Here is a 21,439-nt window from a genome sequence, read left to right on the forward strand (position 1 = left end):
ACAAGTAATCGAATTTATTGAAAAATTAGGTGGCGAAAAAAGAAACTTTACGTTAAGTTTAACTGGTCTAATGTCTCATTAATAATCTGATTACATTGTTTTAACTTGATACACTGATTAAACACACTATAAAAATAAAATATGTTCGGAGTCACCAATATGAAGAAAATGCTACTTTCACTCTCTGTCACTGCTGCTTTAGCAGGTTGTGGCGGCGGAGAAACGTTAGAAGATGTTAAGAATGAAACCGCTACAGTAGTACCCATGGCCACGGTTAGCTTTGACCCCGCCAACGGTGTGATTTCTGTTCCCAACGATTTATTAATGAGCGGCACCCAAGATGGTACTTTAAACATTCCGGGTGAGCTAGATGACGATAATGTATCTATCCCAAGAGCAGCTTATGCTGACCCTCAGCTTGCGCTAGGTGCACTTGACGGCTGGTCGTCTCAGGTTCCTTATAAAGTTGATTTGACATTTCCACCCACTGTATCTCTTGACGAAGCGTCAGCTGGAACACCAGGCAGCGTAAGAATTTTTGAAGTAATAATGGGTGCAAGCTTAACAGATGCAGAGTGTTCTGTTGCTCCAGCAGGCGCTGCTTGTAAGCTAGTAGGTGAATTAACATTTGGTGTTGATTTTGTTACTCAAGCTTCTGGAAATGCCGTTGCGATTATTCCTCTTAAGCCTTTTAAGGCAGGTAGTTCGTACATTAACGTTCTAACTACGGGTCTTAAAGATTCAATGGGTCGCTCTATTGCACCATCATCTACTTATGGTTTAGTGAAACAAGAAGCGCCATTAATTACCGACTCTCAACTGGCATTACAAGGTGCTGTAAATAGTTACGAGAATGTAGTTGTAAGCTCTGGTGATATTTCAAAAGAAGATATTATTTTCTCCGGCGCAATGACAATTCAGTCAGCGGGTCCGGTACTTGGCACAATAAAAAATCTATTGGCTGCAAGTTTACAGAACGACGGTTTGCCTACACCTGCACTTCAAGTTCCTGAACAACCAATGGTTAATGTGCAACAAGTGTTTGCATCTCAGGGTGTAACGGTATCGGCTGCGTTTTCAGGCGTTCAATATCAAAAAGGTAGCATTATGTTACCTATGTACCTTGGTACGCCAACAGGCACAGACATTAGCGATTTAAACGACACATATTGGCAAGGTATGTGTGATAACGCTGTAGCTCTTCAGGGTTACAAAGCAGTTGCAGGTGATGCATTTCCAACTGATCCTATCAGTGAAAATGATGGGTTATGTTCAGCACTGAGTGGCGGAAAGTTACGTGATTTAGGTATAGATAGCACACGTCATTTAACAAAATATAACTCAATTCCTAAAGTACAAAGCATGGCTAATGTGCCAGTACAAATGACTAAGCCAATTTTACCAATTATTAACGGTGTGCGTGCGCAGTTACAGTTACCTGCAATTGAAATGCCTGAAGGTGGTTGGCCTGTTGTTATGATGCAACATGGTATTACAACCAACAAAGAAAGTATGCTTGCATTAACTGCTCAGCTTTCTATTCAAGGTTTTGCAACGGTTGCAATTGATCATCCTCGTCATGGTGAACGTGGTGTAGATGTTGACGGTGATGGTAACGACGACTTTAATGCAACAACCGGTTCAGTACTTAGTTACATGAATTTAAGTTCTTTATTAGTTGCACGTGATAGTTTGCGCCAATCTGCAGCAGATTTATTAGGTTTACGTTTAGGTTTAAACTTTTTGCAAGATGCAACTATTAACAGCCAAGATGTTACTTACATTGGACATTCACTAGGCTCTATTGTTGCTCCTGCGTTTATTGCACAGGCTAATAATCCATTAGCGCCGACTGTTGACCCATTATTTAATGTAAACACAGTGGCTCTTGCAAGTGGCGGTGGCGGTATTGCTAGCTTCTTATTAGAATCAGCAGCATTTGGCCCGTTTATTCAAGGCTCTGTACTTTCTCAAGCTGGTACAACTGAAGCTGATGAGTTTAATGCTTTCTTGCAAGGTGATGCAGTTTCTAACTGTGGCGCTACACTACCCGATATGGAAGCATACTTAACGTGTGGTTATAACGAATACATTGCGTCTATTACAACGGCAGGTGAAACAGCCAAGCTTACTAACATTCAAGGCGTGTTTACGCAGTTTGCGTTTGCTTCTCAAACAGCATTAGACAGTGGTGACCCAACTAATTACGCAGCAGCGGTACAAGCGTTGGGTACACCTGTTTATACTAATGTGGTAGTGGGTGACGGCGGTGAAAACAAGCCAGATCAAGTTATTCCACCAATGGCTGCTAACAATCCTATTTCTGGCACAATTCCACTTGCTAATTTTATGGGATTAGAAACAGTAAGCACAACGCAGGCAATGACAGAAACACCATCTAGCTACTTAGTTAAATTTTCTAGGGGCCATCATGGTTCTATTTTGACACCTGCACAAGATGCTGCTCAGTCATCTACTGCAGAGGGTAGTGCTGCTGCAAATGCTGAAATGCAAATGCAAGTTGCTGTTTATTTAGCTACTCGCGGTCGTATGTTATTAGTAACAAACAGTGATGTTGTTACTGACTAAGCATATGCTCTAAAATATATCTAATACAAAGCCACTTTAAAGTGGCTTTTTTTTGCTTAAAAGCATGATAAATTAGCGTAAATTTAAAATCGGAGAAATCAGTTGGAATTTTTATACGAATACGGTTTGTTTTTTGCCAAAACAGTTACCTTTGTTATCGCGGTAGGACTTATTTTAATGATGCTTGTTGGCGCTGCTGTAAAGCCAAAAGCAAAAAAGGGTGAAATACAAATTGATGATGTATCGGCTCAGCTGAGTGAGCTTAAAGAAGATTTTTTACAAAATACATTAAGTAAAAAAGAACTTAAAGTGCACGATAAAGAGCGTAAAGCGCTCGACAAAAAGTCAGAAAAAGAAGGTGTAAAACCTCGTCTTTATGTTATTGACTTCATTGGGAGTATGGATGCTCATGAAGTTGAAAGTTTAAGAGAAGAAATTACAGCAATCATTTCAATTGCAGATCCTAAAAAAGATAAAGTCCTAATTCGCTTGGAAAGTGGCGGCGGGGTAGTACATGGTTATGGGCTTGCTGCATCGCAATTGCAGCGCATTAAATCGGCAGGTATACCGCTGAGTGTGTCTATTGATAAAGTAGCAGCGAGTGGTGGTTACATGATGGCTTGTGTTGCTGATGAAATATTAGCAGCACCTTTTGCTATAGTTGGGTCTATTGGCGTAATAGCGCAAATTCCAAATTTTAATAAAATTTTGAAAAAAAATGATATTGAGTTTGAACAAATTACTGCAGGTGAGTTTAAACGAACTTTAACTCTTTTTGGTGAGAACACAGACAAAGCACGTGAAAAGTTTCGTGATGAAATAGAACAAACGCATGATTTATTTAAAACCTTTGTTAGTTCACAGCGTCCGAGTTTAGATATAGACCAAGTTGCAACGGGTGAGCATTGGTTTGCAACACAGGCAATAGACAAAGGCCTAGTTGACGTTATTAAAACAAGTGACGATGCATTACTTGAACAGCAATACGAACGTCAAATTTATAAGGTTAAGTACAAAGTAAAAAAAGGACTAAGCGATAAATTTGCGCTTGGGCTAAGTAGTGGCGTAAATAAAATAGGGTTAAACTTAATATCTAAGTTTAAATCGCTAAACCCGTAGATGTTCGTACAAAAATGTTAAGCATAAAAAACCCTGATAATTATCAGGGTTTTTTTACACCATAAAATGCATGGCAATTAGTCAATTGACTTATGGTAATCTTCTAAATCTTTTGCGGCATTAGGGTCGTTAAATATAGTTTCATCTAACTCACCTTCGCTTTTAGCAACTGCACAGGTAACCATACAATCGCCTGTAACATTGACAGCGGTGCGAGTCATATCCAACAGTCTATCTACACCAATAATTATGGCAATGCCCTCTACCGGCAAGCCCACTTGATTAAGCACCATCGCAAGCATTATTAAACCAACCCCAGGTACACCTGCCGTACCGACGGACGCAAGTGTGGCTGTCAAAATTACCATTAAGTAATCTGACACCGTTAAATCAACGGCAAAAACTTGTGCAATAAATACCGTAGCCACACCCTGCATGATTGCAGTGCCGTCCATATTAATGGTTGCACCTAGCGGAATAGTAAATGAAGCTACAGAATTACTGGCACCTAACTTTTTAGTTGCTGTCTCAAGTGTTATTGGCATGGTTGCACTAGAGCTTGATGTACTAAAGGCAAATAAACACGTGTGTTTCATTTTTGCTAAGAAAGTAGCAGGGTTTAAGCCGGTAAGGAGTTTTAATAATAAGGTGTAGTTTACAAAGGCATGAAACAATAGCGCTAATACAACAACACCAAAGTATTTAGCTAAACTTACAATCAAATTAAGTTCAATGGTAGTAAATAGTTTGGCCATCAAAAAGAACACACCGTAAGGGGCAATGTTCATGAGTAACGTTACTAACTTTAAGATAACGGTGTTCAAATCTTCAAAAACAGCTGCAACACGTTTACCTGCTGAGCCACTTAAAGCCATAGCAATACCAAATAGCAATGCAAACACAATTACTTGCAACATGTTACCTTTTGCCATCGCTTCAAAAGGATTAGTAGGAAACATATCAATAATAACGCGCGCAAGGGTTGGGGCTTCTTTTGCATCGTAACTTGCCTGAGATGGCAAGCCAATGCCTTCACCTGGGTTAAATAATAAGGCAAGAGTCATAGCCACGGTTATGGCTATCGCTGTTGTAATTAAATACAGCCCAATTGATTTACCACCTAAACGGCCTAATTTTTTTGGGTCGCTTAAGCTGCAGGTTCCACATACCAACGACACAAAAACAAGAGGAACAACGAGCATTTTAAGGCTAGCAATAAATATTTGACCGCCGACATGAAAAATACCGTCAACAAAAAATGCTTTAATTGGCAAAGAGAATAACCCAAGAGGGATTAGATAATCGTCTTGGCCAGCTAAGATTGCTTGAAATATAAAACCAACTGTAACACCGAGCACCATACCAATCATGATGCGAGTAGTTAAACTTAACGTACCGATTTTTGACATACACCGAATCTACTTTTTATAAATTTGCCATAGACTACCAGTAAGAAATTATTTACTACAGAAAAAATTAGTATTTACACGAAATATTTTTGTACAAAAAAGTAATAAAAAACTGTGATTTTAGACTAAGTTATAGGTTAATATGAGGTAAACAACATATTGTTAATAATAACAACGCTAGGGAGAGGTTCATGCCTTTAATGCGACTACTTGGCATTTCATTGCTCAGTTTATTACTCACAGCCTGTGGTGGCGGTGGATCAATTGAAAAAAGCGGTACAGTTGGTGGCACTGATACAGACACAGACACAACAACCTATACATTAACGCTTCAAGGGTTCTCTCAAGCAGACGCAACGCAATCAAATACTGTCACAAATACTGCGTCGTTAGATTTACGTGCAACCCTAAAAGACAATGATGGCGCTGTTGTTGCTGGCAAACGCATCACTTTCACGTTGGCCGATGATATTGGGGGTTTAAACCCTGATTCAGCGCTGACGCAAAATGATGGTATAGCAACAATCGAATTAAGTGCAGGCTCAGAGGCGGGTGCTGGTGAAGTTATTGCCACATATAATGGCGATGATGAAACATATACAGCCACATTTGCATTTCAGTCAACGGGTGGTCAAGGTGACGATACTGGCGTGAGTGGTTCAACAACATTAGAAGTCAAAATTGTTGACCGAAATGGTGAAAAATTCACCAGTACAAACCCAGTCACGGCAGATAATACCGGTGTTGTTGTTGCAACGTTAAAATCAGATGGTGTAGCAGTTGCAGATAAGCTTATTTCTTTTGGCACTAATTTTACAGGTGTTATAACGCCTGAGCTTGGCACTGCAATCACAGATGACTCGGGTGAAGCACGCGTCACATTAGGTAGTGGTGTAGCAACAGGTGCAGGCCAAGTTGTAGCTAGTTATGCTCCAGCAAGTGGTACAAACGTAAGTAATACAGCTGTTTTTTACTCATCGGGTGATGGGGCTGCGCAAGATGAAGCGCAATTTTCAGTTTCCATAAAACTACTTACAGGTTGTAATGCGGATTGGGATGATAACCGCAGCAATGTTAAATTAGATCCGTTATCTGTAGCGTCTGGTTGTACTGTAACCAACAGCATTTCATCTTCTGAATTGGGTGAATTATTTGTCGAGGTCACTAACGAGCAAAGTGGCGAAGGCAGTAAAAACGCGCTTGTAAATATTGAAACTAATTTAGGTACAATTCTACCTTCTTCGGGTACTGCTTTAACTGATAACTTTGGTATTGCACTATTAAAACTTCAGCCAGGTAATACCGGTGGGGCAGGAACTGTTACGGCAACGGCTCTAGATGAAAGTGCATCGTTAAATTTTGCAGTAGGTATTGCAAACTTAACGCTTAGCGTTGATAACGGATTGAATACCAATGATGACGGTAGTGTAATACCACTTAAAGCAGGTGGTAGTACTGTCATTGAAGTAACGCTTACAGACGAAAATGGAAACTTATATTTAACGGCTACTGACGTTGAATTTAGCTCTACCTGTGCAGTTGCCGGTGAGTCTGTAATTGATGACAGCGTAAAATCGTCAAATGGTATTGCTACAGCAACCTACAGAGCAACAGGTTGTAACATTGACGATGATGTAACAATTACGGTTGAAACAGGCGGACAAAACTTTACTGAATCAACGGTTATTCCAGTAGAAAGCTCTGCAGTACAATCTATTCAATTTGTAGATGTAAGCGAGACATTTATAGCATTACCACCAGGCGAAGGTGGTTTACCAACGCAATCAATCGTTACGTTTAAATTACTTGATGCTGATAATATAGCGTCTTCTCAGCAACGAATAGATTTTAAATTAACTGATTCAGTGGGCGCTGCAAATTTAACGCTTACCAGTGGCAATACCGATAATGAAGGGCTAGTTCAAACGACTGTAACCTCAGGTATTGTGCCGGGGCCTTTAGTTGTTAAAGCGTGTTATGTATCTAAAGAAGATGTTAAAGCACTGCCCGAAGGTGATGATTTAACGTGTTGGGTTGATGACTTTGAATTGTGTCAAACTGATCCTGGCAATGAAATTTGCCCTGAAGGTACATTAAATTTAATTCCACTTTCTGAACAAATTAGTTCTGTTTCTGCGCAGCTTACACTTGCTTCAGGTGTGACTGATCAAAACAGTTTTGATTTAAGCCCAACTACATTTAATACTAATTCACTTTACTACAACGGTATTATTACTGATTTAACTGTATTTTTTGGTGATCAGTTTAATAATTACAACGGCGATGGAGTAGAGGCAACGGTTCTTTCAGAGGCAGGCGTAGTTGGTTCGTCAAGTAACGAAGAAACATGTAAAACAAATGACGCTACTTGTGTCGTCACGTGGCGCTCACAGGGCGACCGCCCATTCGAAGATTACAAATGGGGTAATAGAATCGGTGAAATTGATGGGAATGCGTCGACAACTGAAGGTATAAACCCTAAAACAGGCCAAATTAACTGTGACCCATACTTCGGTGCAGCTGCACCGTGTATTAATGGTATTACACGCGCTAAAAATGACGAAAATGGCGTAGTAATGGGTGGGCGCGTAAGTGTGCTTGCAGTTACCAAAGGCCAAGAGAACTTCGTAGATGAACAATCGTCTGATGGCGTAAAACGTACGAATGGTTTATTCGATATAGGTGAATACTACGCAAGTTATGATTTACCTGAAGCCTTTATTGACCACAATGAAAACAACAGCTTTGATAAAGCGGATTGTAGCGATGCTCGCGGCGATGATTACGATCCAGTAACAGATGCTTGTTCAGAGTTAAACTCGCGTGGTGGACATAACGAAACGTGGCGTGATTTAGACAATGACGGAATTTACGATGCCGCTGACGGCCTATACAATGGTTTATTATGTAGTGAAGCTGCAAATGCTGCCGGTGAATGTTCGCGCGAGTTGGTTGAGGTTCGTAAAAACATTGAATTAGTTATGTCAGGTGATGAACCCTACGTGCGTTTCTCTGTTGTTAAAACGGATGCATTACCAGCGCCATTTGAAGTATTTGTGCCCGCTGATTGTTCAAGTTCAGTCTCTGGTAACAGAACATTTGTAGAGTTAGAGGAGTCGGATGTATCTCAGCGTTGTGATGTTGCTGCTATCGACTTATCGGTTAATAATGTCGAAATCGATAATCCTGATTTCGATCCTAATGACCCTGATGAAACAGACCCTGAAACACTCACTGTAGACATTGGTTTAACATCAATGGCTGTTCGTATTCATTATACTGATGAATTTGGCAATCCATTACCTGCAAACACAGTGGTATCTTTAACGACGAGTAATGGCGATCTGTCAATCATTAGTCACAGTGAAACGATACCGAATACCAATACAGATAAGCCTATGTACTCGGATGTATTAATTTCACGAGAGACTGACGGTAACGACCAAACAAGTGGGGTTCTAAGTATTACTTTTGAATTTGAAAACCAACTAGGGGCTAGTAAAACCGTCTCGAGAGGCATCACAATTTTTGATGATGTTTAAGTTTTCGTAAAAAATGCCAACCTTTAGGTTGGCATTTTTCTTTGTGTTCTATATATTCCACAGCAATTATTCTAAAAACACCAGTTTGTCTAAATTAGCAACAAAAATTGTTCGTTTATTCAGTAAATACTGAAAAGTTTGTATTAAAAGCTTGTAACAACTAGTGTTTGTAGATATACCTATAAATATTCGCACCGCTAATGCGGTAAACACATTTTCAATATTTGGTTAGAAATAGGCAACTATGGGCAAATCGCTAGTAATTGTAGAGTCACCTGCTAAGGCTAAAACAATTAATAAATACTTAGGTAATGACTTTATCGTAAAGTCCAGTATTGGGCATGTACGAGACTTACCTACCTCAGGTTCGAGCAAAGCAAAAGTGCCGGCAACTAAAACGCCAGCAGAAGTGCGTAAAATGCCACCGGATGAGAAAGCAGCGTATAAACAGCAACGAGATTACACCAACTTAGTTGCACGTATGGGGATCGATCCTGAAAAAGGCTGGCAGCCTCATTACGAAATCCTACCGGGTAAAGAAAAAGTTGTTCAAGAATTACAAAAGCTGGCCGAAAAAGCAGACCAAATATACCTCGCAACGGATTTGGATAGAGAAGGGGAAGCAATTGCTTGGCACCTTCAAGAAATCATCGGTGGCGAGCCAGAAAAATATAAACGCGTTGTTTTTAACGAAATTACTAAAAATGCCATTCAACAAGCGTTTGAAACACCGGGTGAGCTAAATACTGACATGGTATTTGCTCAGCAAACACGTCGTTTTTTAGACCGTGTTGTGGGCTTTATGGTATCGCCGCTTTTATGGGCAAAAGTAGCGCGTGGATTATCGGCAGGACGAGTACAGTCAGTTGCAGTACGATTACTTGTAGAACGAGAGCGTGAAATTAAAGCGTTTATCCCAGAAGAGTTTTGGGATATTCATGCAGATGTTACAAATACTGAGTCAGCATTACGTTTAGAAGTCACTAAACAAGCAGACAAGCCATTTAAGCCTGTAAACGAAGCACAAATCAAAGAGGCAGTAAAAAGCCTTGAGAATGCCGAATATAAAGTTGTTAACGTTGAAGAAAAACCAAGCAAAAGTCGCCCAAGTGCACCTTTAATTACATCAACAATGCAACAAGCCGCCAGTACACGTTTAGGTTATGGTGTTAAAAAGACCATGATGCTAGCTCAGCGATTGTATGAAGGTGGTTATATTACTTATATGCGTACCGATTCAACTAACTTATCGAAAGATGCGGTTGAAATGTGTCGTGAATACGTGACAGAACAATTTGGTGCAAAGTATTTACCAGAAGAGCCAATTAACTACAGCTCAAAAGGAAACGCCCAAGAAGCGCATGAAGCTATTCGTCCTTCAAGCGTTACCGTGTTGTCTGGACACCTAGAAGGTGTAGATGCCGATGCTAAAAAACTTTACGAGTTAATATGGCGTCAATTTGTAGCGTGTCAAATGGTGCCTGCAGAGTACGATTTAACAACCTTGACTGTTGCGGCTAATGATTTTCAACTTAAAGCTAAAGGGCGTGTACTTCGTTTTGATGGTTGGACTAAAGTACAACCCGCTGTTCGTAAAAAGAACGAAGAAGATCAATCACTTCCTGCTGTTACTATGGGCGAAACACTGACACTTGTTGAGCTTGATCCTAAACAACACTTTACTAAACCGCCAGCGCGCTTTAGCGAAGCAAGTTTAGTTAAAGAGCTAGAAAAACGAGGAATAGGTCGTCCTTCTACATATGCCTCAATTATTTCTACAATCCAAGACCGTGGTTATGTACGTGTAGAAAACCGTCGTTTCTTTGCTGAAAAAATGGGTGAGATTGTCACTGACCGTCTGGTTGAAAATTTTACCGACTTAATGAACTTCGACTTCACGGCAAAAATGGAAGGCCGTTTAGATGACATAGCTGAAGGTGAACGTGTTTGGACGCAAGTCCTTGATAAGTTTTACGCTGACTTTTCAACACAATTAACCATTGCAAAAGACGAACCAGAACAAGGTGGCATGCGTCTTAATGAAATGGTTGAAACCGATATAGAATGCCCTACATGTAGTCGTAAAATGGGTATTCGAACAGCATCAACGGGTGTGTTTTTAGGATGTACGGGTTATAACCTACCGCCTAAAGAACGTTGTACTACTACTATGAATTTAGTATCTGGCGATGAAGCGGTAGCCGCTGACGTTGAAGACGAAGAAACAGAAAAATTAATGCAAATGAAGCGCTGTCCTATTTGTGAAACAGCGATGGATTCGTATTTAATTGATGAGACCCGCAAGTTACATGTATGTGGTAACAACCCAGCGTGTAAAGGGCATATTGTTGAGCAAGGCACGTTTAAGATTAAAGGTTATGACGGTCCAATTATTGAGTGTGATAAATGTGGCTCAGACATGGAACTTAAATCTGGGCGTTTTGGTAAGTACTTTGGCTGTAATAACGAAGAGTGTAAAAATACACGTAAGTTACTAAAAAATGGTGAAGCTGCTCCGCCTAAAGAAGATCCAGTTCATATTCCTGAATTAGAATGTGAAAAATCGGAAGCTTATTTTGTATTACGTGATGGTGCTGCGGGTATATTTTTAGCTGCAAATACATTCCCTAAATCGCGTGAAACTCGAGCGCCTAAGGTTGAAGAGTTAAAACGTTTTAGAGACCGTATATCCCCTAAATTTTACTATTTAGCTGACGCGCCAGCTCAAGACCCAGATGGTAATCTTGCTGTTGTACGCTACAGCCGTAAAAACAAAGCGCAGTATGTTATGACTGAAATTGACGGTAAAGCAACTGGTTGGACTGCTCATTATGAAGCAGGTAAATGGGTAGAGGAAGCCAAGAAAAAAGCGGCACCTAAAAAGAAAGCAGCGGCTAAAAAAGCCCCAGCTAAGGCAAAACCTAAAGCAAAAGCAAAAAAAGATGAAGAGTAACTAAAGCTAGGTAGTAACACTTTATCGTTACAAAAACCGGAATGCACAGCCTGTGTCTATTCCGGTTTTTTATGCTTAGTAATTGTGTTCGCAACGGCTTTTTGGCTGTTCAATCAACTAAGCATAGCTAACCTTAAATTACAGTTTTGAGTCAGCGTTAAATCTTTACAGACGTTACTTTTTGATAGCCTTCAGATTCAAGCTCATCATTTACACAATTTAAAACATATGCATAAAGGTCTTCATTCATTACATCGTCGTCTTTAGCCCAGTTAACGCACATCTCAGTGTACTCTTTTATCATTTGCGATGAAGCTACTGGTGTGTCGTCTGCTATTGAGTATGTTGCATATACTGCAAATAGTGACGCTGTTAATGATGCAAGTAATGCTTTTTTCATTCGTTTATTCCTAAAAAAATGGTTTCATAACGGTTATTGTCGCTATAAAACAAACGTGCCCAAGCAGAACGCTTCTGTTGGTATGCTGAATTTAGTCGAATTTTAAATAAAAGATAACGAAAAATATTTATCGTAAAGATAAGTTTATTTATAGGCCGTTTTTTATAATTATTTGTATAAGCTTAATTAATACGTTAATGTCGCCTTTTTTAATATATAGAATAACAAATGACATCTAACACGCCCGATACACCTAAAAAAAGCATTCAATCAACCAATAAAATAGAGCATGCATTGGAGTCGTTTATTTTTAAAGGCCGTTGGTTGTTAGCGCCTTTTTTTGTTGGCCTTTTGTTTGCGGTTATTTTGTTATTGATTAAATTTTTTAAACAACTGTATTTAATGGGGATTGCTACTTTTACAGCATCAAACCAAGATTTACTGGTAGGCATATTGACGCTAGTAGATACAGCGTTACTCGCAGGCCTTTTGTTGATTATTATTTTCAGTGGATACGAAAATTTTGTGTCTAAGCTGGGCATAGATAACCACGAAGATAAGCCATCTTGGATGGGAAAAGTGGGTTTTTCAGGGCTTAAAATGAAGCTGATCAGCGCTATTGTTGCAATATCAGCTGTTGAACTCTTAAAAGTGTTTATAAATTCAGAGGCACATTCAAACGACGAGCTACTCTGGAAAGTAATAATCCACGTTACTTTTGTGATGTCGGGCGTGTTGTTTGCATTTACCGACTACCTAAATAGTAAAACCCACAATCATTAATTTACCTACAAAAAAGCCCATGTCATTACATGGGCTTTTTGTTGTCACTAATTAGTGGTTAGTATCAATTAGCACGTTGCGTAATAGCATGCATATGGCGCTAATAGTAATTGCTCGTTCTCTATATGGCCTTTGTGATGACTAAGCTCACTAAACTCTGTAGATATATCAGTTGGCAGCGATAACGCTGCTTCAGCGCCACTTAAATTAAAAACACATAACATCTTTTCATTTTCGAATGTTCTGTAAAAAGCAAGAACAGGCTCATGTGTGTTAATAAATTCAATATCACCTTCAAGTAGCACGGGCTTTGTTTTTCGCCAGGCCATAAACTCACGATAAGCATTTAAAATAGAATCACTATCAAGAGTTTGCTGTTTTACTGATTGCTGCTTATGCTGCTCGTCTACTGGCAGCCATGGCTTAGTTTCGCTAAAGCCTGCATGTTGTAAACTTGCATTATCCCATGGCATAGGCGTTCTACAACCATCACGGCCTTTAAAGTTAGGCCAAAAGGTTATTCCATACGGGTCTTGCAGATCTTCAAAGGCTACGCTTGCTTCGCCTAAGCCTAATTCTTCACCCTGGTACATACACACACTACCGCGTAAAGATGCGAGTAGGGCGGTGAGCATTTTACATTGCTGTGAATTAATTTCGCCATTTTGGCTCCAACGGCTTGCTACACGTTCAACATCGTGATTACTAAATGCCCAACATGGCCAGCCTTCTGTCATCCCTTTTTCAAGGGTTTGCACAGTTGTTCTTATATACTCACTTGAATAATCGTTAGTTAAAAGTTCAAAGCTATAACCCATATGCAGCTTATCACCGCCTTGTGTGTACTCTGCCATCGTGGCTAAAGAGTCCTCTGACGAAATTTCACCTAGTGAGACAGTGCCAGGGTATTTATTAAGTAACGCACGAATATCTTGCATAAACTCAATGTTTTCAGGCTGGGTATTATTGTAGTAGTGGTATTGAAATGCGTAAGGGTTGTCTTCACTGAAACCACGGCCTTGGCGTTTTTCTTTTGGTTTAGCAGGGTTATCACGAAGCTGCGCATCATGATAACAAAAGTTAATGGCATCGAGTCTAAAACCATCAACACCTTTTTTAAGCCAAAACTCAACGTTATCTAGCACTGCTTTTCTAACATCTGGGTTATGAAAATTTAAATCGGGTTGTTCAGTTAAAAAGTTATGAAGGTAGTATTGCCCTCTGCGTGGTTCCCATTGCCATGCACCGCCGCCAAAAATTGACAACCAGTTATTGGGTGCTGTGCCGTCTTCTTTAGAGTCAGCCCACACATACCAATCGGCTTTATCGTTATTTTGGTTTTCACGGCTGTCTAAAAACCATTGATGTTGATCTGACGTGTGGCTTAACACCTGATCGATAATAATTTTAATATCGCGGTCGTGTGCTTGTTCAATAAGCTCGTCGAAGTCGTTTAAATTGCCAAATAAAGGATCAATATCACGGTAGTCACTAATATCGTAACCAAAATCTTTCATAGGAGATTTAAAAAATGGCGAAATCCAAATAGCATCAACACCTAAGCTCTTAATATAATCAATACGATTAATTATTCCTCTTAAATCACCAATACCGTCGTTGTTGCTATCTTGAAAGCTACGCGGATAAACTTGATAAATAACCGCACCTTTATACCACTGCTTTTGGGCCATGCTTTTCTCCGTCATTCCAAACAGTTTTTTAAATTCTTATATGTGATTATGGTGGATCACGTTATTTTCAAAAAGCATACGTGAAGGCCGAGATACTGTAAAAAGACTGCATACGTATGCACAAAAATAAGCACGTTTGAGTTACTTCAAAAAATAGATATTTAGTGTCAATTAAGCGTTATAACTAAATTAAACCTGTTTACCAATTGCGTTGAATAAAAAAGAAACACGGCATAGCACCTCGCAAGTGCATATTTTTACTGGATTGCACTATAATGGTGATTGTATGTAATGGTCTTACCAATTTCACATTCATATTTATTAATTAAATTTAGCTTATGGTGCATGGTTAAAATTTATTTCTTAATAATTACAGGCTGTTAAAGCACGTTAAAATCATTAGGCTATTTTGCATAATTGTAATATTTGGATGGAATTGGTTGCACCAATAAATACTATTTAAAACAGTGTGTTACTAAGTTTTATGTGAAGTTTGTGTTAATTTATGTTGATTTTATAAGGCTTGAATACGTATGCATAAACTTGTTAATAAAATAAACCAAGCGTTAATATCCATCCTGACAACAAAATAAGCTCGCCTCGGTTTACTATCACTAAACAATTGAGCGGGTATCACAATATGGGTAACGGGAAAACATCATGTCTATGTTCAAACCAAGTATATTAACTCTGGCGTTAGCTGCTGCTGGCATCACTAGTTTTGCAGCAACTGCAGCTGAAGAAAAACAATTAAAAAATGATGACGTAGAAGTTATCGAAGTTAAAGGTTTTCGTGGCAGTATTGTAGAATCAATCAACACTAAACGTTTTTCACCAGAAGTCGTTGAGTCTATCTCTGCTGAAGATATTGGTAAGCTGCCTGATTCGTCGATTGCTGAGTCTATCGCTCGTTTACCTGGCTTAACAGCACAGCGCCTAGACGGTCGTGCAAGTCGAGTGAGTGTACGTGGCTTTAGTGAAAATGAAAGTGCCACTACATTTAATGGTCGTGAGCAAGTATCGATTGGTGATAACCGTGGCGTTGAGTTCGACCTTTACCCATCAGAAATAATGAGCGGTGTAACCGTATACAAAACACCCAGTGCGAGTATCGAAGCTGAAGGCATCGCCGGTGTTATAGACATGCAAACCGTAAAACCTTTAAGTAAAGGTGAGCAAGTGATCATGTTTAGTGGTCAGTATGAGCAAACTAGCTTTGATAAATTAAATTCGGATGGCGACGATGCAGGTTTTCGTGGCACTGTATCATACATAGATCAGTTTGCAGATGACACCATAGGTGTAGCATTTGCTTACAACACCATGAGCTCACCAAACCAAGAAAAACGTTGGAACTCTTGGGGATACCCTGATACAGAAGTAGACGGTCAAACATATTCGATTTTAGGCGGGGCTAAACCGTTTGTACGCTCGTCAACCCTTGAGCGTGACTCAGCAATGCTAGTTGTAGAAGCTGCACCAAACGATCGCTTAAATATGACGTTTGATGCGCTATATGTAGATTTTAATGATGAAAAAATCTTGCGTGGTATTGAAGTTCCTTTTGCTTGGGGTCAAGGTAGCATCGACCCAAATAGTGTTACTGTAGATGAACAGTCTGGCTTTATTACTAGCGCTGTAACCGAAGGTCAGCGTGTTGTTGTTCGAAACGACTATGAAGAACGAAAGGCAGAGCTATCACAATTTGGTTTTAACGCTAAATACGATATTAACGATGACTGGTCAATTGAGTTTGATGCAAGCCGCTCAAAAGTAGATCGAACTATTTGGAGTATTGAAAGTTATTCAGGCACTGGCCGTGGCGATGCAAACGGTATTGCTGATAACATAGGGTATGCATTTGATGGTGGAAATACGGGTGCACAATTTACTCATGAGCTTGATTACAGCGACTACGACTTAATTCAGTTAGGTGGCCCGTTATCTTGGGGTGGCAGTGCGGCGCTAAATAACAAGTACGGCTTAAATGACACGGCTTATCAAAATACCGCACAAGATGGTTTTATTAACGCACCAGAGATTAGCGATGAGCTTTCAACGCTTAAGTTAGCGGCCAGTAAAGTACTTGAAAACGAATATTTTAGCCGTATTAATTTTGGTTTATCTTACCGCGACCGTGAGAAAGTAAAACAGTCTGAAGGCTACTTCATGACTTTGAAAGATTTCTCTTTAGATAATCCGGGCATGGTATCAGTGCCAGAGCAGTACCGTTTAGGTTCGGCAAGTTTAGACTTTATTGGCATGGGTGACATGATTGCTTATGACACTAACGGCCTAGTGAATGATGGTTATTACGATTTACTGCAAGAAAGCTTAACGGATCAAAAACATTTAACCCGTTCGTGGACAGTTCAAGAAGAAGTTACCGCTGCATTTATCCAAGCAGATATTAATGCAGAAATTGGTGGCATACCGGTAACAGGTAATGTAGGTGTACGTTATGTACGCACTGAGCAGTCATCACAAGGCTTTGAAGCATCAAATATTAATGGTTTAGTGATTGCATCACCTACTGATGTTAGTCACGACTATTCAAATGTATTACCAAGCTTAAACTTATCTTTTGCAATTGATCAAGAGCAAACAATTCGTTTTGGTGCGGCTAAAACAATTTCTCGTGCTCGCCTTGATGAAATGCATGCATCGATTGAAACAAGTTATAACAGCGAAAAGCCAGACGAAAACGGTAACTACTGGTCTATTTCTGGTGGTAATGCAGAGCTTGAACCAAAAGAAGCAACAGGCTTTGATTTAACATACGAAAACTACTTTGATGTAGAAGGTTACTTTTCAGCAGCGTTATTTTATAAAGACATTGACCAATGGATTTTTGATGAGCGTTACGATGTTGATGTAACAGGTAAAGAAGACCCTGCAACCGGCGAGTTGCCTCCAGCAGACAGAAATACAGCTACCCGTTCAAGCAAAGTGAATGGTGGCGACGGAAGTTTATGGGGCTATGAGCTTTCATTATCATTCCCTTTCAGTGTATTACATGAGTCGTTAGAAGGTTTTGGTTTAATTGCGAGCCACACCAGCGTTGAGCAAGACTTGCAAGATCAAAACGGAAATGATTACGAACTACCAGGTTTGTCAGATAAAATTGATAGTCTAACTGTGTACTTCGAACGCAATGGTTTCCAAGCACGTACCAGCATGCGTAAACGTAGTGACTTTAAAGGTGACATCTACGGTTCAGGTTTCGCAACACAACAAGTTGATATACTTGGCGAGACTATTTGGGATGCGCAATTAGGCTATGACTTTGCTGATTCTGGTATTGCTGGTTTTGAGAACTTATCAATGACGTTCCAAATTCAAAACATTACCGAAGAAGCGTTTACATCATTGCAAGGCGATAACGCGCTGCAAGTACGTGACTACCAAGATTATGGTCGTACGTTCTTATTGGGCTTTAGCTACAAGCTATAATAAACGTTGTGTGTAGGAGCCCTTGTAATTTATTTTACAAGGGCTTTTTTATAGCTACTTTATCTAAATTTTATCAAAATCTGATTTATACCAATCAAACCATTAAGTGCTATGTTGAGTTGGTATTAACACGTGGGCAATACTATGAAACCAATAAAAAACGTTGTTATTGCGGGTGGTGGAACCGCTGGTTGGATAGCCGCAGCGCTACTTAATAAAGTGTTAGGTAAAGTAATTAACATCACGCTTATAGAGTCCAGTAGCATTGGCACAATAGGGGTCGGTGAAGCGACCATTCCGCCTATTATTCAGCTTAACAATGCGTTGGGTATTAATGAACAAGACTTTATAAACGCCACCAATGCGTCTATAAAACTTGGCATCGAGTTCGAAAACTGGAAAACACCATCTCACAGTTACATGCATGCATTTGGCTCGTTTGGTAAAGATTTTCCCTTTTGTGATTTTTATAACTTTTGGGTAAAAGGGCAAATAAGTGGCAGTGAAGATTCGTTATGGGATTTTTCACTTAATTACCAAGCCGCTAAAAAGCACAAATTTGCACCACTTAAATCTATTCCAAATACACAACTGCCTGGGCTTAGCTACGCTTTTCATTTTGATGCGACTCTATATGCTGAGTACTTAAAAAAATTGGCGTTATCACGCGGTGTAAAACACATAGATGCAAAAATTGACCATGTTACGCAATGCCCTAACACAGGCCAAATTAACAGTCTAACGCTTGATAATAATAGCCAAATTGAGGGTGACTTATTTATAGATTGTACGGGGCAACGTGCACTTTTAATTGAGCAAACACTTAATACAGGCTTTGTTGATTGGTCGCATTATTTACCATGCGATAGCGCCGTAGCAGTGCAATCAACAGGACGTGATGAATTAAAGCCTTATACACGTTCTATTGCACATAACGCAGGTTGGCAGTGGCAAATACCGTTGCAAAATAGAACAGGTAATGGGTTGGTTTATTGCAGCCGCTATTTATCTGACGAGTCAGCTACCGCGCTTTTACTCAACAACTTACCGAGTGAACCGACAACATCCCCTCGTTTAATAAAATTTAAAACAGGACGACGTCTAAAGCAATGGCATAAAAACGTTGTAGCAGTAGGCCTTTCAAGTGGCTTTTTAGAGCCGCTGGAGTCCACTAGTATTCATTTAATTCAAAGTGCGGTTATACGTTTAATTAAGTTATTTCCTCACAATGGCGTTAGTGATGCGCTTGTTACTGAATTTAATAAGCAAAGTGTGACCGAGATAGAGCATATTCGCGACTTTATTATTTTACACTACAAGTTAACCGAACGAGAAGATACTCCATTTTGGCGCCAGTGTAAGCAAATGGATATTCCTCAATCGTTAGCTCATAAAATGGATTTATTTAGGCAAACAGGCAAGGTGGTTCGAGAAAGCGACGAGCTATTTGCAGAAGTGGCTTGGCAGCAGGTATGCATTGGGCAAGGCCTTATTCCCGAGGATTATAACAACATCGTTGACTCACTCAGTAGTGAACAACTAAACGATTTATTCTCAACACTAAAAACGCTTATTAATTCAACGGTAGATCAATTACCCACTCATAAAGAATTTTTAGCCAATATAAAAAGGGTTTAATGATGCGATTTTTAAATACACTATTACTTACAATAGTGTGTACCTTTTCATGCTCAACCTACGCACTTGACGTTGAACCTACTAATTGGTGGGTAGGCATGAATAAAAACACGATTAACATCATGGTTCATGAGCAAAACATTGCAAACGAGCAAATTAAATTAGCTAAATACAATGGCGTTAAGTTAAATAAAGTAACCCGTACCGATAATCCAAATTATGTATTTTTAAATATTACCATTACCGACGCCGCTAAAGCCGGAATGCTTGAGTTTAATAGCAGCGAAACAAGCATTAACTTTGAGTTCCCACTTCTTGAGCGATATAAAAACAGCGCTCAGCGTCAAGGCTTTACATCTAGCGATACCCTTTATTTAATCAACCCAGACCGTTTTGCTAATGGTGATGAGCAAAACGATACTGTTCATAGCATGTTAGAAGCGGCAAATCCTAGTATAAAGGGCGGACGCCACGGGGGTGATATACAAGGTGTTATAAACGCGTTGCCGTATTTAAACGATTTAGGTGTTACTCAGCTTTGGTTAACGCCAGTACTTGAAAACAACATGCCAGATTATTCTTACCATGGTTATGCAATTACTGACTTTTATAAAGTTGACCCACGTATGGGCTCAAATCAGTTATATAAAACGCTATCTGCAAAAGCAAAAGAGCACGGCATAGGCCTTGTAATGGATATGGTACTCAACCATTTTGGCTCAGAGCATACCTGGGTTAAAGATAAACCTACCAAAGATTGGATTAACTTTAATGGTGAGTTTAAAAAAGGTAAAAACGCTACAAGCCATGCACGCCAAACTATACAAGACCCACACGCCAGTGAGTACGACAAGCGCCAGTTTAATGATGGTTGGTTTGTAGAAACCATGCCTGATTTAAATCAGCGCCAACCACTGTTAAGTGAATACTTAATTCAAAACGCTATTTGGTGGATAGAATACGCCGACTTAAGCGGCATACGTGTTGATACCTACTCGTATTCAGATAAAGCATTTTTGAGTGATTGGACAAAAGCAATAATGCAAGAGTATCCAGACTTTAATATTGTTGGAGAGGAGTGGACCTCTAACCCTGCAATTGCCTCTTATTGGCAACGTGGTAAAAATAATCAAGATGGGTATACATCAAGCCTACCAAGCGTGATGGACTTTTCGTTGCAAGAGTCGGTAATTCAAGCGCTCAATGAAGATGAAAGCTGGAACACGGGCTGGGTTAAAGTCTATGAGTCGTTGGCGAATGACTTTTTATACCCTGATACCAATAACATTATGGTGTTTGCTGATAACCACGATATGAGCCGTGTATACACTGAGCTTGGACAAGATGTTGCAAAAACTAAAATGGCCATGACGCTATTTTTAACCACGCGCGGTATTGCACAAATGTATTACGGTACGGAGGTTCTATTAGATAACACCCCAAGTAAAGATCATGGTGATATTAGAATAGATTTCCCGGGTGGGTTTAAAGGCCAAACGAGTAATGCATTTACAGGTAAAGGGCTTACCTCGCAGCAAAAAGACATGCACAAAACAATTAGCACTTTGCTTAACTTTAGAAAAAGCAGCACTGCGCTAGATAAAGGCAAGTTAGTGCACTTTACGCCACAACAAGGTGTGTATAGTTATGCGCGTATTAGCGACGAGCAAACTGTATTGGTATTTATGAATAAAAACACAAAAGAGCTCGTTAAGAATATTGAGTATATGCAGGAAGTAATACCAAAAAATGCTAAAGCGCATAACTTATTCACCAACAAAATACAATTACTAGGTGATACAGTGGCTTTACCGGCAATGAGTGCCACCGTTTTAGAAATAAATACACCACAATAGTTTGCC

11 protein-coding genes are annotated in these 21,439 nt (G+C 39.6%); 8 read left to right on the forward strand and 3 right to left on the reverse strand.

Annotated elements, in window-relative coordinates:
* The first annotated feature begins 159 nt into the window (after nucleotides 1–159).
* Entirely contained in the window at nucleotides 160–2,589 is a 2,430-nt protein-coding gene (locus ATS76_RS08935; protein ID WP_058551848.1) for a VolA/Pla-1 family phospholipase, read from the forward strand.
* A 102-nt stretch (nucleotides 2,590–2,691) separates the two neighbouring features.
* Nucleotides 2,692–3,708: a protease SohB gene (sohB, locus tag ATS76_RS08940; RefSeq protein ID WP_058551849.1), complete on the forward strand. Its 1,017-nt coding sequence runs from the start codon at nucleotides 2,692–2,694 to the stop codon at nucleotides 3,706–3,708.
* A 77-nt stretch (nucleotides 3,709–3,785) separates the two neighbouring features.
* On the opposite strand, the gene ATS76_RS08945 is transcribed toward sohB, so the two are convergent.
* Complete coding sequence (locus ATS76_RS08945) at nucleotides 3,786–5,117, reverse strand: dicarboxylate/amino acid:cation symporter (protein ID WP_010557477.1); 1,332 nt, start codon at nucleotides 5,115–5,117, stop codon at nucleotides 3,786–3,788.
* A 191-nt stretch (nucleotides 5,118–5,308) separates the two neighbouring features.
* Here ATS76_RS08945 and ATS76_RS08950 point away from each other — a divergent pair, with 191 nt between their 5' ends.
* On the forward strand, nucleotides 5,309–8,659 hold the full coding sequence (locus ATS76_RS08950) for a hypothetical protein (RefSeq protein ID WP_058551850.1): 3,351 nt from the start codon (nucleotides 5,309–5,311) through the stop codon (nucleotides 8,657–8,659).
* A gap of 244 nt (nucleotides 8,660–8,903) precedes the next feature.
* Nucleotides 8,904–11,612, forward strand: coding sequence for a type I DNA topoisomerase (gene topA / locus ATS76_RS08955; RefSeq protein ID WP_058551851.1), 2,709 nt, complete (start codon nucleotides 8,904–8,906; stop codon nucleotides 11,610–11,612).
* Nucleotides 11,613–11,769: 157 nt separating this feature from the next.
* On the opposite strand, the gene ATS76_RS08960 is transcribed toward topA, so the two are convergent.
* The gene (locus ATS76_RS08960) at nucleotides 11,770–12,012 is read right to left on the reverse strand and encodes a hypothetical protein (protein WP_058551852.1); all 243 of its coding nucleotides are present in this window, start codon (nucleotides 12,010–12,012) and stop codon (nucleotides 11,770–11,772) included.
* Between the two features lie 228 nt (nucleotides 12,013–12,240).
* Between ATS76_RS08960 and ATS76_RS08965 the strand changes: the two genes are divergently transcribed.
* Nucleotides 12,241–12,795 carry a TIGR00645 family protein gene (locus tag ATS76_RS08965; RefSeq protein ID WP_058551853.1) on the forward strand — a complete coding sequence of 185 codons (555 nt, stop codon included), beginning with the start codon at nucleotides 12,241–12,243 and terminating at the stop codon, nucleotides 12,793–12,795.
* Nucleotides 12,796–12,863: 68 nt separating this feature from the next.
* Here the strand turns inward: ATS76_RS08965 and ATS76_RS08970 are convergent, their stop codons facing one another.
* A complete protein-coding gene (locus ATS76_RS08970; RefSeq protein ID WP_058551854.1) occupies nucleotides 12,864–14,486 on the reverse strand; it encodes an alpha-glucosidase family protein in 1,623 nt (540 codons plus the stop codon).
* A gap of 660 nt (nucleotides 14,487–15,146) precedes the next feature.
* Here ATS76_RS08970 and ATS76_RS08975 point away from each other — a divergent pair.
* The 3 genes from ATS76_RS08975 to ATS76_RS08985 all read left to right on the forward strand — a co-directional run bounded on the left by ATS76_RS08975 (nucleotide 15,147) and on the right by ATS76_RS08985 (nucleotide 21,433).
* Nucleotides 15,147–17,939, forward strand: a complete 2,793-nt coding sequence (locus tag ATS76_RS08975; RefSeq protein ID WP_058551855.1) for a TonB-dependent receptor — start codon at nucleotides 15,147–15,149, stop codon at nucleotides 17,937–17,939.
* A gap of 144 nt (nucleotides 17,940–18,083) precedes the next feature.
* Entirely contained in the window at nucleotides 18,084–19,577 is a 1,494-nt protein-coding gene (locus ATS76_RS08980; RefSeq protein WP_058551856.1) for a tryptophan halogenase family protein, read from the forward strand.
* Nucleotides 19,577–21,433, forward strand: a complete 1,857-nt coding sequence (locus ATS76_RS08985; protein ID WP_058551857.1) for a glycoside hydrolase family 13 protein — start codon at nucleotides 19,577–19,579, stop codon at nucleotides 21,431–21,433. The genes ATS76_RS08980 and ATS76_RS08985 overlap by 1 nt, the downstream gene beginning before the upstream one ends.
* The last annotated feature ends 6 nt before the right edge of the window (nucleotides 21,434–21,439 follow it).

This window comes from Pseudoalteromonas sp. 10-33, assembly GCF_001469195.1.
GTDB lineage: Bacteria > Pseudomonadota > Gammaproteobacteria > Enterobacterales > Alteromonadaceae > Pseudoalteromonas.